At 65.5% G+C, this 12,563-nt stretch carries 12 protein-coding genes and 1 rRNA gene; 5 read left to right on the forward strand and 8 right to left on the reverse strand.

Annotated elements, in window-relative coordinates; all coding sequences use genetic code 11:
* Positions 1-174: 174 nt before the first annotated feature.
* The 4 genes from rrf to bamE all read left to right on the forward strand — a co-directional run bounded on the left by rrf (position 175) and on the right by bamE (position 2,391).
* Positions 175-290: ribosomal RNA gene (rrf, locus tag BLR75_RS23475) — 5S ribosomal RNA — on the forward strand.
* A 182-nt stretch (positions 291-472) separates the two neighbouring features.
* Positions 473-1,486 (forward strand): class 1 fructose-bisphosphatase, encoded by a 1,014-nt coding sequence (locus tag BLR75_RS23480; RefSeq protein WP_084314467.1) that lies wholly within the window; start codon positions 473-475, stop codon positions 1,484-1,486.
* The gene (locus tag BLR75_RS23485; RefSeq protein ID WP_084314468.1) at positions 1,483-2,085 is read left to right on the forward strand and encodes a DUF924 family protein; all 603 of its coding nucleotides are present in this window, start codon (positions 1,483-1,485) and stop codon (positions 2,083-2,085) included. The genes BLR75_RS23480 and BLR75_RS23485 overlap by 4 nt, the downstream gene beginning before the upstream one ends.
* Before the next feature lie 51 nt (positions 2,086-2,136).
* Complete coding sequence (gene bamE, locus BLR75_RS23490) at positions 2,137-2,391, forward strand: outer membrane protein assembly factor BamE domain-containing protein (RefSeq protein WP_084314469.1); 255 nt, start codon at positions 2,137-2,139, stop codon at positions 2,389-2,391.
* Positions 2,392-2,438: 47 nt separating this feature from the next.
* Here bamE and BLR75_RS23495 read toward each other — a convergent pair whose 3' ends face one another.
* The 7 genes from BLR75_RS23495 to pip form a co-directional block, all read right to left on the reverse strand.
* Positions 2,439-3,173, reverse strand: a complete 735-nt coding sequence (locus BLR75_RS23495) for an amino acid ABC transporter ATP-binding protein (RefSeq protein ID WP_084314470.1) — start codon at positions 3,171-3,173, stop codon at positions 2,439-2,441.
* The gene (locus BLR75_RS23500; protein ID WP_084314471.1) at positions 3,166-4,128 is read right to left on the reverse strand and encodes an amino acid ABC transporter permease; all 963 of its coding nucleotides are present in this window, start codon (positions 4,126-4,128) and stop codon (positions 3,166-3,168) included. Before BLR75_RS23500 ends, BLR75_RS23495 begins: the two co-directional genes overlap by 8 nt.
* Before the next feature lie 74 nt (positions 4,129-4,202).
* Positions 4,203-5,000, reverse strand: a complete 798-nt coding sequence (locus BLR75_RS23505; protein ID WP_084314472.1) for a transporter substrate-binding domain-containing protein — start codon at positions 4,998-5,000, stop codon at positions 4,203-4,205.
* A gap of 215 nt (positions 5,001-5,215) precedes the next feature.
* A complete protein-coding gene (gene mdoH / locus BLR75_RS23510) occupies positions 5,216-7,798 on the reverse strand; it encodes a glucans biosynthesis glucosyltransferase MdoH (RefSeq protein ID WP_084314473.1) in 2,583 nt (860 codons plus the stop codon).
* Entirely contained in the window at positions 7,791-9,365 is a 1,575-nt protein-coding gene (locus BLR75_RS23515; protein WP_090416154.1) for a glucan biosynthesis protein G, read from the reverse strand. Before BLR75_RS23515 ends, mdoH begins: the two co-directional genes overlap by 8 nt.
* A 215-nt stretch (positions 9,366-9,580) precedes the next feature.
* Positions 9,581-10,018 carry a D-aminoacyl-tRNA deacylase gene (dtd, locus tag BLR75_RS23520; RefSeq protein ID WP_084314474.1) on the reverse strand — a complete coding sequence of 146 codons (438 nt, stop codon included), beginning with the start codon at positions 10,016-10,018 and terminating at the stop codon, positions 9,581-9,583.
* Positions 10,015-10,986: a prolyl aminopeptidase gene (gene pip / locus BLR75_RS23525; protein WP_084314475.1), complete on the reverse strand. Its 972-nt coding sequence runs from the start codon at positions 10,984-10,986 to the stop codon at positions 10,015-10,017. The genes dtd and pip overlap by 4 nt, the downstream gene beginning before the upstream one ends.
* A 169-nt stretch (positions 10,987-11,155) precedes the next feature.
* Here pip and BLR75_RS23530 point away from each other — a divergent pair, with 169 nt between their 5' ends.
* Positions 11,156-11,632 carry an NUDIX domain-containing protein gene (locus BLR75_RS23530; protein WP_084314476.1) on the forward strand — a complete coding sequence of 159 codons (477 nt, stop codon included), beginning with the start codon at positions 11,156-11,158 and terminating at the stop codon, positions 11,630-11,632.
* Between the two features lie 5 nt (positions 11,633-11,637).
* Here BLR75_RS23530 and BLR75_RS23535 read toward each other — a convergent pair whose 3' ends face one another.
* Positions 11,638-12,537, reverse strand: a complete 900-nt coding sequence (locus tag BLR75_RS23535) for a transporter substrate-binding domain-containing protein (RefSeq protein ID WP_084314477.1) — start codon at positions 12,535-12,537, stop codon at positions 11,638-11,640.
* Positions 12,538-12,563: the final 26 nt, after the last annotated feature.

The raw sequence follows: 12,563 nt of genomic DNA on the forward strand, positions 1-12,563 counted from the left end.
GCTAACCGATACTAATTGCCCGTGAGGCTTGACCATATAACACCCAAGCAATCTGAGAAGATTGTGCGGTGATGGTGAAGTCGACGAACCGAAAGTTCGTGAGAACCGCAAATTACATCACATACCCGAATCTGGATGAGCGTGAGCGCAAGCCACGAGCGTCCGAAAGAATTGCTTGACGACCATAGAGCGTTGGAACCACCTGATCCCATCCCGAACTCAGCAGTGAAACGACGCATCGCCGATGGTAGTGTGGGGTCTCCCCATGTGAGAGTAGGTCATCGTCAAGCACCTATCCCGAAACCCCTGGCCAGTGATGGCCGGGGGTTTTGCTTTTGCGCGCGGGAAATGCGCGCGGAACTGTCAGGCCTCCTGCGGCCTCAAACGGATCAGCCGTACCGCTGCCATGCAGCGCCGGTGCTGATTCCACGCTAAAATGCGCCCGATTTTTCTTCTTGTCCCGGAGCCTTTCATGTCCCGCGTAACCCTGAGTCGCTATCTGATCGAGCAGACCCGCAGTCACAACACTCCGGCCGACCTGCGCTTCCTCATCGAGGTGGTGGCGCGCGCCTGCAAGGAAATCAGCCATGCGGTGTCCAAGGGTGCGCTCGGTGGCGTGCTCGGCAGCATGGGCACCGAGAACGTGCAGGGCGAGGTTCAGAAGAAGCTGGACGTGATGTCCAACGAAATCCTCCTGGAAGCCAACGAGTGGGGCGGTACCCTGGCCGGCATGGCCTCGGAAGAGATGGACCACGCCTACCAGATTCCCGGCAAGTATCCGAAGGGCGCCTACCTGCTGGTGTTCGACCCGCTGGATGGCTCCAGCAACATCGACGTCAACGTCTCGGTCGGCACCATCTTCTCGGTGCTGCGCTGCCCGTCCGATTGCTTCAGCCAGAACGAGCCGCTCGGCGAGGAAGCCTTCCTGCAGCCGGGCACCAGGCAGGTCGCCGCCGGCTACGCCATCTACGGTCCGCAGACCATGCTGATGCTGACCCTGGGCAACGGCGTGAAGGGCTTCACCCTGGACCGCGAGATGGGCAGCTTCGTGCTCACCCACGACGACATCCGCGTGCCGGAGACCACCGCCGAGTTCGCCATCAACATGTCGAACCAGCGTCACTGGGAAGAACCGGTGAAGCGCTACGTCAGCGAACTGCTGGCCGGCAAGGAAGGTCCGCTGGGCAAGAACTACAACATGCGCTGGATCGCCTCGATGGTGGCCGACGTGCACCGCATTCTCACCCGCGGCGGCATCTTCATGTACCCGCGCGACGCCCGAGAGCCGGAGAAGCCCGGCAAGCTGCGCCTGATGTACGAGGCCAACCCGATGTCCTTCATCATCGAGCAGGCCGGCGGCGCAGCCACCAACGGCCACCAGCGCATCCTCGACATCCAGCCGGAATCGCTGCACCAGCGCGTGGCGGTGTTCCTGGGCTCTAGGGAGGAAGTCGAGCGCGCCACGGCCTATCACCGGGAAGGCTGATGGCTCCCTGGCAGCCCCTGCTCGAGTGGTGGTTCGGCGATGAGTCGACCGCCACGGCCGTCGCTGCGCAACGCCAGCGCCTGTGGTTCGGCAAGAATGCCTGCCAGGACCTGGACGTCGACAATCGCTTCGGCGGGCTGCTGCGCCAGGCGCTGGAAGGCGGTCTGGAAGACTGGAGCGCGTCGGCGCAGGGCTGGCTGGCGTTGATCCTGTTGCTGGATCAACTGCCGCGCATGGCCTTCCGTGATACCCCGCGCGCCTATGCCGGCGATGCCCGCGCCCAGCGACTGGTGCGCCGCGGGTTGGCCGAAGGACTGGACCGGCAGCTGCAGCCGATCGAGCGGGCCTTCGTCTACCTCGTCCTGGAACATGCCGAGGACAAGTCCAGCCAGGCGCTGAGTGTCGAGCTGCACCAGCAGCTGTGCGACGAGGTGGAGGCAGAGGAAAAGCCGCTGTTCGACGACTTCCTCGACTGGGCGGTGCGCCACCAGCGCGTCGTCGAGCGCTTCGGCCGCTTCCCCCACCGCAACGCTATTCTTGGGCGTGCCTGCAGCGAAGCGGAAGAACGTTTCCTCAGGGAACCCGGCTCACGTTTCTGACTCCAACGCAGCCGGCATTGCGCCGAGCTGTCATCATTCAGGAGCCTACCGATGTCGTTCCGTCGTATCGCATTGATCGCGCTGTGCCTCGCCATGGCGGCGTGCAACAAGGTCAACCAGCAGAATTTCGCCAAGCTGCAGACCGGCATGCCCAAGGCGGACGTGGAGAAGCTGCTCGGCCAGCCCACCGAATGCTCCGGTGCACTGGGCTTCACCAGCTGCACATGGGGCGATCAGAACACCTTCATCAGCGTGCAGTACGCCGGCGACAAGGTGCTGATGTTCTCGGGCAAGGGGCTGAAATAACGCGGTAGACGCGGGATCGCCAGCGCGGCCGGCGATCCCGCACCAGGTCAGAGAACCTGGCGGAGGAAGGCCTGGGCGCGCGGGTCCTTCGGCTGTTCGAAGAACTGCGCCGGCGGCGAGTCCTCCAGCAGCTTGCCGTGATCGAAGAACAGCACGCGGTCGGCCACTTCGCGGGCGAAGCCCATCTCGTGGGTCACGCAGACCATGGTCATGCCTTCCACGGCCAGGGTCTTCATCACGTCGAGCACCTCGCCGACCATTTCCGGGTCGAGCGCCGAGGTCGGCTCGTCGAACAGCATCACCTTCGGCTCCATGCACAGCGCACGGGCGATGGCCACGCGCTGCTGCTGGCCGCCGGACAGGCGCGAGGGATACTCGCCGGCCTTCTGGCCGATGCCGACCTTGGCCAGTAGCGCCTTCGCCTTCTCCTCGGCCTGCGCCTTGCTGCGCTTGCGCACGACCTTCTGCGCCAGGCAGAGGTTTTCCAGCACGGTCATGTGCGGGAACAGGTTGAAGTGCTGGAAGACCATGCCGACTTCGCGGCGATAGGCGTTGATGTCGGTCTTCGGGTTGGCCAGGTCGACGCCGTCGATGCTCACCGAACCGGAGTCGAACTCCTCCAGGCCGTTCAGGCAGCGCAGGAAGGTCGACTTGCCGGAGCCGGACGGGCCGACCACCACCAGCACCTCGCCCTTGGCCACATTGGTGGTGACGTCGTCGACGGCACGCACCACCTGACCGCGGGTATCGAAAATCTTCACCAGGTTGCGGACTTCAATCACTTTGCCCGAGCCTCCGTTCCAGCCGGCCCGCCAGATGCGACAGCGGCAGGTTGATCACAAGATAGAGCGCGGCGACGCAGAACCAGATCTCGAAGGTGGAGAACGAGGTGGTGATCGCCTCGCGGCCGCTCTTGGTCAGTTCGGTGATGGCGATCACCGAGACCAGCGAAGTGTCCTTGACCAGGCTGATGAACTGCCCGGCCAGCGGCGGCAGCACGCGCTTGAAGGCCTGCGGCAGGATCACATGGCGCATCGCCTGGGTGGCGTTCAGGCCGAGGGAGCGCGCCGCCTCGTTCTGCCCGCGGGCGATGGACTGCACGCCGGCGCGGACGATTTCCGCCACGTAGGCGCCGGTGAACAATGCCAGCGCGGCGACCCCGGCGAACTCGCGGGAGAGGTTCAGCACGGTGCCGATGAAGAAGTAGAAGATGAAGATCTGCACCAGCAGCGGCGTGCCGCGCACCAGTTCGACGTAGAGGGTGGAGAGGTCGTGCAGGGTGGGGTTCTTCGACAGCCGGCAGAGACCGGTGAAGAGGCCGATCGCCAGGCCGAAGGCGCCGGAGACGAAGGAAATCCACAGCGTGGTCCACAGACCCCAGGCCAGCGGGCCGGCGGCCCAGTGACGGGTCACGCCGACCACATCGCCTTCCTCGACGTCGTCGTTCTCGCTGAACTGCAGGCTGTCGGCGGCGACCAGCAGCACCTGCTGCTTGCCGTCCTCGTCGACCAGGGTGACCTGTGCGTCCTTGCCGCTCTCGGCGATCTTCTCGACGCGGGAAATGTTCTCCGCCCGCTGCGGTTCCTCGGCCTGGTAGGCGAAGTACTGCGGCACGCGGTTCCAGCGCCATTCGTAGGAAATCAGCGAGGTGGAGTACCAGATGCCCAGGCCGATCAGCAGGATGATCAGCCCGGTCAGCCCATGCCAGGGCCAGGTTGCGCGTTTCGTCTTAGCCACGAATCTCTACCGTAAAAAAGCGAACGCGCAGGCCGGTGGCCTGCGCGTCGGGTGGACGAACCTCGGGACGCGGATTACTCCATGTCCTTCAGCCAGTCGGTGTTCTTGAACCACTTGTCATGCAGGCGATCGTAGGTGCCGTCTTCATGGATCTGCTTCAGGAAGTTGTTGATCCAGTTCAGGCTGTCGTAGTCGCCCTTCTTCAGGCCGAAGGCCAGCGGCTCGTAGGTGAACGGCTGGTCGAGGTAGACCAGCTTGCCGGCGCCGAACTTGCTGACCGCGACGACGTTGTACGGCGAGTCATAGATGAAGGCGTCAGCCTTGCCGTTGACCACGTCCATCACCGCTTCCGGCTCGTTGTCGAAGCCGTGGTACTGGGCCTTGGAGAGCTGCTTCTTGGCGACGAACTCGCCGGTGGTGCCGATCTTGGAAGTAATCCGGTACTTCTCGTCGTTCAGGTCCTTGTAGGACTTGATGGTGCCTTCCAGGTCCTTGCGGATCAGCAGGGTCTGGCCGACCACGATGAACGGATCGGAGAAGTTGATGCGCAGGTTGCGCTCCTGGGTCAGGGTCATGCCGGAGCCGATCATGTCGAACTTGTCGGTCAGCAGGGCCGGGATGATGCCGTCATAGCCGGTGGAAACCAGTTCCAGCTTGACGCCCATGGACTTGGCCATGGCCTTCAGCAGGTCGACTTCGAAGCCGACGATCTGCCCGCGCTTGTTGGTCATCTCGAACGGCATGTAGGTCGGGTCCATGCCCACCCGCAGGGTGCCGCGCTTGACCGCGTCGTCCACCGCGCCGGCCTGCGCTGCGCTCACGCCCACCAGGGCGCAGACGCCCAGGACCAGCGATGCCAGATATTTCTTCATTCCCCAAACCCCTGATAGTCGATGAATGCCGTCTCCGGCTTCCGTGTTGGATTTCCAGTGCGAAGTCTTGTTGGAAGCCTGAAAGGGTGCAGATCGTACCCAAGTCTCCGGACTTCACAATACTTCGTGGATCGGAGGCGAAGGTTAGCAGCAGCGGTGCGGAAGGGGAAACCGGGCGATTCGACGCCCCCGCCGCGCGGGCGGGGGCGCCGGATTCAGGACTGCGCGGCGGTCAGCGGCATTTCCGCGCTGCCCGGCAGCGGCGCCAGCGGGACCGCCGGCGCATGGGCATCGGCCTGGACCGACTGGCGCCAGGGCGCCAGCCAGTTGTCCCGGCCGCCTTCCCAGACCTGCAGGTGCAGGCGCGACAGGGCTACCGGGTCGCTCAGCAGGGCCAGGCGCACGCTGCCGTCGAGCTGTTCCGGCCCCAGTTCCAGGGCGCGGCGCACGCGCTCGTCGCGGCCCGCCTCGATCACCTCGGCCTGGCTGTGGCGGGCGGTGCCCATGGCGCAGCTCAGGGCGTTCGCCAGCGGATCGACCACGGCGCGGAGGAAACCATCCTTCAGCGCCTGCCAGCGGTTCTGGTAGTTGTACTCGTCGGTGGCGCGCAGTTCGCGCGGCGTGTCGTATTCCTCGGGGATGAGGAACAGCTTGTTGTCGCGCGAGCTGAGGCCGAGACGGACGCGGCTGGTGATCACCGAGACCGGGATCGACAGCAGCAGCGCGCCGACGATGGGCGACAGCCACCAGAGGAACAACGGGTCGAGCCAGGCCACCAGCGCCGCCCAGGCCACGCCGAGCAGGGTCTGCAGGCCATGGCGGCGCACCGCCTCGCTCCACGGGGTGGCGTCGTCGTCGCGCTGCGGCGATTTCCACACCGCTTCCCAGCCGAGGAAGGCGGCCAGCACGAAGCGGGTGTGGAACAGCATGCGCACCGGCGCCAGCAGCATGGAGAAGAGCATCTCCAGGAGCATGCTGAGGGTGACCTTGAACACGCCGCCGTAGGCCTTGGCGCCCTTGGCCCAGATCAGCATGACGCTGAGCAGCTTGGGCAGGAACAGCAGGGTCAGGGTGGTGGAGAACAGCGCGATGGCCTTCTCCGGGTGCCATTGCGGCCAGATCGGGAACAGTTGTCCCGGCTCCATGAAGTACTGCGGCTCCATCAACTGGTGCACCGCCAGCAGCGCGGTGGACAGCACCAGGAAGGTGAACCACAGCGGCGCCGACAGGTAGGACATCACCCCGGTGAGGAACACCGCGCGGTGCACCGGGTGCATGCCCTTGACCAGGAACAGGCGGAAGTTCATCAGGTTGCCGTGGCACCAGCGGCGGTCGCGCTTGAGCTCGTCGAGCAGGTTCGGCGGCAATTCCTCGTAGCTGCCTTCCAGGTCGTAGGCGATCCACACGCCCCAGCCGGCGCGGCGCATCAGCGCGGCCTCGACGAAGTCGTGGGAGAGGATCGCGCCGGCGAACGCGCCCTTGCCCGGCAGTGGCGCCAGGGCGCAGTGCTCGATGAAGGGCTTCACGCGGATGATCGCGTTGTGCCCCCAGTAGTGCGATTCGCCGAGCTGCCAGAAGTGCAGGCCGGCGGTGAACAGCGGGCCGTAGACGCGGGTGGCGAACTGCTGGATGCGCGCATAGAGGGTATCCATGCCCGACGCCTTGGGTGCGGTCTGGATGATGCCCGCCTCGGGGTTGGCCTCCATCAGGCGCACCAGGCTGGTCAGGCAGTGGCCGCTCATCACGCTGTCGGCGTCCAGCACCACCATGTACTTGTACTGGCTGCCCCAGCGCCGGCAGAAGTCGTCGATGTTGCCGCTCTTGCGCTTCACCCGGCGGCGGCGGCGGCGGTAGAACAGCCGGCCGAAGGCGCCGGCCTCGCGGCACAGCTCGATCCAGGACTTCTCCTCGGCGACCGCGATGTCCGGCTGGTTGGTGTCGCTGAGGATGAAGAAGTCGAAGCGGTCCAGCTCGCCGGTGGCGGCCACCGATTCGTAGGTCGCACGCAGGCCGGCGAACACCCGCGGCACGTCCTCGTTGCAGATCGGCATGACGATGGCGGTGCGCGCCTCGGCAGCGATCGGCTCGCTGCCCGCGCTGCTGCCGGAGATGCGGTAGCGGTCGCGGCCGGTGAGCAGTTCGAGGAAGCCCATCAGCGCCGTCCAGAAGCCCGCCGAGACCCAGCAGAACAGCACGGCGAAGAGGAACAGCACGCCGAACTGGATCAGGTACGGCAGCACCTGCTGCAGGCTGGCCAGCCAGGACTGCTGCATGATCTCGTCGAGGTCGACGAAGGCCCAGCCCTGGTAGGGCAGGATACCCTTCATGTAGTAGGTGGCGATGGTGGTCTGGCCGAGCATCAGCGCCAGCAGGATCATCCGGCGGATCGAGCCGACCCGCTGCCAGCGCGCCTTCGGCAGGTCGCGGGTCGGCTTGGGCGGGTTGCTGCGGCCGGTCAGGCGGCGCCAGCCGCGCATCAGGATGTTGGTGCGCCACGGTTCGGGCAGCACCTTGGTGCGCTGGATCGGCGGTGCGGCCTTGAGATAGGCGCGGCCGTTGTCGTCCATGCCGAGCAGGTCGGCGTCTTCCAGTTCGCGGCCGAAGCCGTGGACCAGGCGCGGGCCGACCGAAGCCAGCGCGGCATCGCCGGCCGCCTCGCCTTGCACGGCGCCGGCCAGGCGGTGGTGCAGCTCGCCGAACGAGCCGCTGCGGGCCAGCTCCTCGCGCTCCTGCGCCGTCATCGGCAGGTGCGCGAGGTAGTCGGCCGGCGAGGCCTTGAGGGGAGTGGGATTATTCATCGGCAGGCAGCTGGTAGCTCCAGGTTTCGCTCAGGGTCTGCTGGCCGTTGACCAGCGCGGCGCGCATTTCCACCGGCTTCTTCGGATCCTTGACCTTGAGGCGCAGGGTCAGGCGCCAGCCCTGGGTGACGGGGTTGTAGCGCAGGCTGTTTTCCTTCACCTCAGAATTGTCGTCGGTGCTGACCTGGCTGCTCACCGGCGCATCCGGCGGCAGGGCCTTCAGCGACGGCCCGACGAAATCGACGACCAGCGCGGTGGTGCCGTCAGGCTGACGGATCAGGTTCTTCTGCTTGACGTCGCCGATCGAGCGCAGGGTCTGCATGACATAGGCCGATTGCGGGTCGTGCAGGCCCTGCTCGTCCAGGGTCCAGTGCATGCGATAGGCGAACTCCAGCGGCTCGCCGGCCGCCGGGCGCTTCTCCGGGTTCCAGAAGGCGACGATGTTGTCGTTGGTCTCGTCCGGGGTGGGGATTTCAACCAGTTCGACGGTGCCCTTGCCCCAGTCGCCCTTCGGCTCGATCCAGGCGCTCGGGCGCAGGTCGTAGCGGTCGTCCAGGTCCTCGTAGCGGGAGAACTCGCGGCCGCGCTGGAGCAGGCCGAAGCCCTTCGGATTCTCCACGCTGTAGGCGCTGACCGAGAGGTGCTTCGGGTTGTTCAGCGGGCGCCAGATCCACTCGCCGTTGCCGGCATGGATCTGCAGGCCGGTGGAGTCGTGCAGTTCCGGACGGAAGTTGTGCTCGGCGGACGGCTGGTTGGAGCCGAACAGGTACATGCTGGTCAGCGGCGCCAGGCCCAGCTTGGTCACGCTATCGCGCAGGTAGACGCGGGACTGTACGTCGACCACGGTTTCCACGCCCGGACGCAGGACGAAGCGGTAGGCGCCGGTGGCGCGCGGCGAGTCGAGCAGGGCGAAGATCACCAGGTGCTTGTCCTTGGCCTTCGGCCGCTCGATCCAGAATTCGCGGAAGCGCGGGAATTCCTCGCCGGAGGGCAGCGCGGTGTCCAGCGCCAGGCCGCGGGCGGACAGACCCCAGGCCTGGCCCTTGCCGACGATGCGGAAATAGCTGGCGCCGAGGAAGGAGGCGATCTCGTCCTGCTTGTCGGCCTTGTTGATCGGGTAGAGGATGCGGAAGCCGGCGTAGCCGAGGTCCTTGGTGGCATTTTCGTCGAACTTCAGCGTACCGAAGTCGAACTGCGCAGGATCGTACTTGATCTGCTTGACCGTGGTGGCGGTCACCTCGTTGATCTTCACCGGCGTGTCGAAGTGCATGCCCTGGTGATAGAAGCCGAGCTTGAACGGCGTCTTCTCGTCGGCCCAGTAGGCCTTTTCCATGCGCAGGCGAATCTGCTGGTAGTCGGCGAACTTCATCTCGCTGAATTCGGAAGGCAGATTGCTGGTGGGTGCCTTGTACTGTTCCCCGGCAAGTTTCTTCGCTTTCGCGCTCACGTCGTCCAGGTTGAAGGCCCAGGCCGTATCGGCGCCGAGGGCCATGATTGCGGAGCCGAGCAGCAGCAGGCTGCCGAGCAGAGTGCGAGAAGCGGGTAACTGAACGGAACGGAAAATCACGAGTCCCCCTCGTCCGTGAACATGAAAAAGCTTGAGCCAGCAAAGGCGATGCCAAAGTGCCGGCGATGGAGTTCCGACCCCGGTGAGTGCGAATGATTCCCCGCTTGGCACGGCGAACCCGTGGCCGGCGCGCGGCCGGCACTCCCGGAAGGCGATTGTTCTGAATGCGTGGGCATTACCATCATCCTACGGTTCGATTGCAAACAGACGTTCGTTCAAACCTCCAGCAGAAAAGTCACCGGCCCGTCATTGACCAGATGGACCTGCATGTTGGCGCCGAAACGGCCGGTGGCGACCTGGGGATGACGGGTGCGCGCCTGCTCCACGAGAAAATCGAACAGCTCGGCGCCCCGCTCGGGGGCCGCCGCGCTGGAAAAGCTCGGCCGCAGCCCCTTGCGGGTATCGGCGGCCAGGGTGAACTGCGAGACCAGCAGCAGGCCGCCACCGACGTCGCTCAGGGAAAGATTCATTTTACCTTCGGCGTCGGCGAACACCCGATAGTTAAGCAGCTTGTGCAGCAGCCGCTTCGCTGCTTCCTCGTCGTCCTGCGGTTCGACGCCGACCAGCGCCAGCAGGCCGTGGTCGATGGCGCCGACGATCTCGCCGTCCACTTCCACCCGCGCGCCGCGCACGCGCTGGATCAGACCTTTCATTCGGCCTCCGGCGGCAGGTTCAGCAGGCGGCGGCCGATCTCGTTGGTGGCGCGCACCAGCGCATCGGTGATGCCCAGCTCGCCGGCGGCATGGCCGGCGTCACGGACGATCTGCAGCTCGCTGTTCGGCCAGGCCTTGTGCAGCGCCCAGGCGTTGTCCAGCGGGCAGACCACGTCGTAGCGGCCGTGCACGATCACGCCGGGAAGATGGGCGATCCTGTGCATGTCGCGGAGCAACTGGTCCGGTTCGAGGAAGGCGGCGTTGACGAAGTAGTGGTTCTCGATGCGGGCGATGGACAGCGCACGGTGCGGATCGGAGAAGCGATCGACCACCGCCGTGTTCGGCCGCAGCGTCGCGGTGCGGCCTTCCCATACCGACCAGGCGCGGGCGGCATGCATCTGGGCGATCTGGTCGGCGCCGGTGAGGCGCTTGTGGAAGGCCTGCATCAGGTCGCCGCGCTCGTCCTCCGGGATCGGCGCCAGGTAGTCTTCCCAGTAGTCGGGGAACAGGCGGCTGGCGCCTTCCTGGTAGAACCAGTGGAAGTCCTGCGGGCGGCACAGGAAGATGCCGCGCAGGATCAGCGCGTGGACGCGTTCCGGATGGGTCTGCGCGTAGGCCAGCGACAGGGTCGAGCCCCAGGAGCCGCCGAACAGCACCCACTTGTCGATGCCGAGCTTCTCGCGGATGCGCTCCATGTCCGCCACCAGGTCCCAGGTGGTGTTCTTCTCCAGGCTGGCGTGCGGGGTGGAGCGGCCGCAGCCGCGCTGGTCGAAGGTGACGATGCGGTAGATGTTCGGATCGAAGAAGCGCCGCGACATCGCATCGCATCCGGCCCCCGGCCCGCCATGGACGAACACCACCGGCAGCCCCTCGGGCGTGCCGCTCTCGTCCACATAGAGGACGTGCGGCTCGTCGACGGCCAACTCGTGGCGGGCGTAAGGCTTGATTTCCGGATACAAAGATTGCATGGCGCGCTCCCGAATCAGTGCATGCGGTCGTCCCTCGACCGGGTCCCATCCCTGGCTCTGCCGGGCATGATACTCGGGCCGGAGCAAAACCGATAAAGGGGCCGCGCAATAATTACGGCGCCAGGGTCATTGGCGCCCCGTTGGCGACGAAAAAGGACGAGATCGGCACATGAGCGACCCACTGATCCACCGCATCCGCGCCGCCGGCCTGCTGCTGCGGGACGAACGCATCCTGCTGGTCAAGCACCAGGTCGGCGACGACATCTACTGGATACCGCCGGGCGGCGGCTTCGAATCCGCCAGCGACCGCTCGACCCGCGACACGGTGCGCCGCGAATGCATGGAGGAAACCGGCCTGGACGTGGACGTCGGCCCGCTGGTCTACGTGCGCGAATTCGCCGAGCCGCTGGCCGGGCGCTTCCATATGGAGCTGTTCTACCGGGTCGACGCCTGGCGCGGCGAGCTGACCATGGGCAACCTGCACGGGATCGGCGGCGACGAGTTCGAGATCCGCGATGTGGCCTGGGTGCCACGCAAGGCATTACCGCACCTGCCCTCCTTCTACCCCGCCGAATTGCTCGACGACGTCTGGGAGCGCCTGGCCGAGGCGCAGCCGCTGATCCGCCACCTCGGCCTGCAGCGCTAGCAGGGCTACTGCACCGGCTCGCTGGTGGGCTTGGCGATGATCGCCTGCAGCTCGGCGGTCATGGGGAATTCCAGGTTGAGGTTCTTCGGCGGGATCGGTTGTTCGAACCAGCGCTGGTAGATGTCCTTGATCTCGCCGGAGGCATACAGGTCGGCCAGGGTCTGGTTGACCAGGGCGAGGAACTGCGGATCGTCGCGGCGCACCATGCAGGCATAGATCTCCCGCGACTGCGGCTCGCCCACCACCACCCACTGACGCGGGTCGCGGGCCTTGGCCTTCTCGCCATAGAGCAGCGCGTCATCCATGTAGAAGGCCACCGCGCGGCCGGACTGCAGCATGAGGAAGGCTTCGCCGTGGTCCTTGGCGCTGACCACGTTCATGCCCAGCTTGTGCTCGGCGTTGTAGGCCTTGAGGTAGCGCTCGTTGGTGGTGCCGGCGGTGGTCACCACGTTCTTGCCCTTGAGGTCATCGAAACCCTGGATGCCGCTGTCCTTGGCAGTCAGCAGCTGGCCCTTCACATAGATGAAGCCATAGGAGAAGGCGACCTGCTTCAGGCGCTCGGCGGTGACCCCAGTGGAGCCGCATTCCAGGTCCACGGTGCCGTTCTGCACCAACGGGATGCGCGTCTGCGAGGTCACCAGGTTGTACTTCACCGCAAGATCGGGCTTGTTCAGCTTATGCCGGAGGCGCTCGACCACCTTGCCGGCCAGTTCCACCGAGTAGCCCATGGGCTGGCCGCTGTTGTCGCCCAGGTAGGAGAACGGCACCGAGGCGTCGCGATAACCCAGGGTTATCGTGCCGCGGTCGGCGACTTTCTTCAGCGTGCCGTCCAGCGCTTCGTTAGCCTGCGCCAGCGCACAGACCAGGCTGGACGCCGCCAGCATTCCCAGAGCAAGTCGTTTCATGGATTGCGTGCCTCTCTTGTTGTTGT

The sequence above is a fragment of the Pseudomonas jinjuensis genome (assembly GCF_900103845.1).
Lineage (GTDB): Bacteria > Pseudomonadota > Gammaproteobacteria > Pseudomonadales > Pseudomonadaceae > Pseudomonas > Pseudomonas jinjuensis.

Excerpts from the sequence above, each read along its gene's own strand:
- pip (WP_084314475.1), bottom strand. The coding sequence starts at position 10,986 with ATGCAATCTTTGTATCCGGAAATCAAGCCTTACGCCCGCCACGAGTTG.
- BLR75_RS23535 (WP_084314477.1), bottom strand. The coding sequence starts at position 12,537 with ATGAAACGACTTGCTCTGGGAATGCTGGCGGCGTCCAGCCTGGTCTGT.
- BLR75_RS23530 (WP_084314476.1), top strand. The coding sequence starts at position 11,156 with ATGAGCGACCCACTGATCCACCGCATCCGCGCCGCCGGCCTGCTGCTG.
- BLR75_RS23505 (WP_084314472.1), bottom strand. The coding sequence starts at position 5,000 with ATGAAGAAATATCTGGCATCGCTGGTCCTGGGCGTCTGCGCCCTGGTG.
- mdoH (WP_084314473.1), bottom strand. The coding sequence starts at position 7,798 with ATGAATAATCCCACTCCCCTCAAGGCCTCGCCGGCCGACTACCTCGCG.
- dtd (WP_084314474.1), bottom strand. The coding sequence starts at position 10,018 with ATGAAAGGTCTGATCCAGCGCGTGCGCGGCGCGCGGGTGGAAGTGGAC.
- bamE (WP_084314469.1), top strand. The coding sequence starts at position 2,137 with ATGTCGTTCCGTCGTATCGCATTGATCGCGCTGTGCCTCGCCATGGCG.
- BLR75_RS23480 (WP_084314467.1), top strand. The coding sequence starts at position 473 with ATGTCCCGCGTAACCCTGAGTCGCTATCTGATCGAGCAGACCCGCAGT.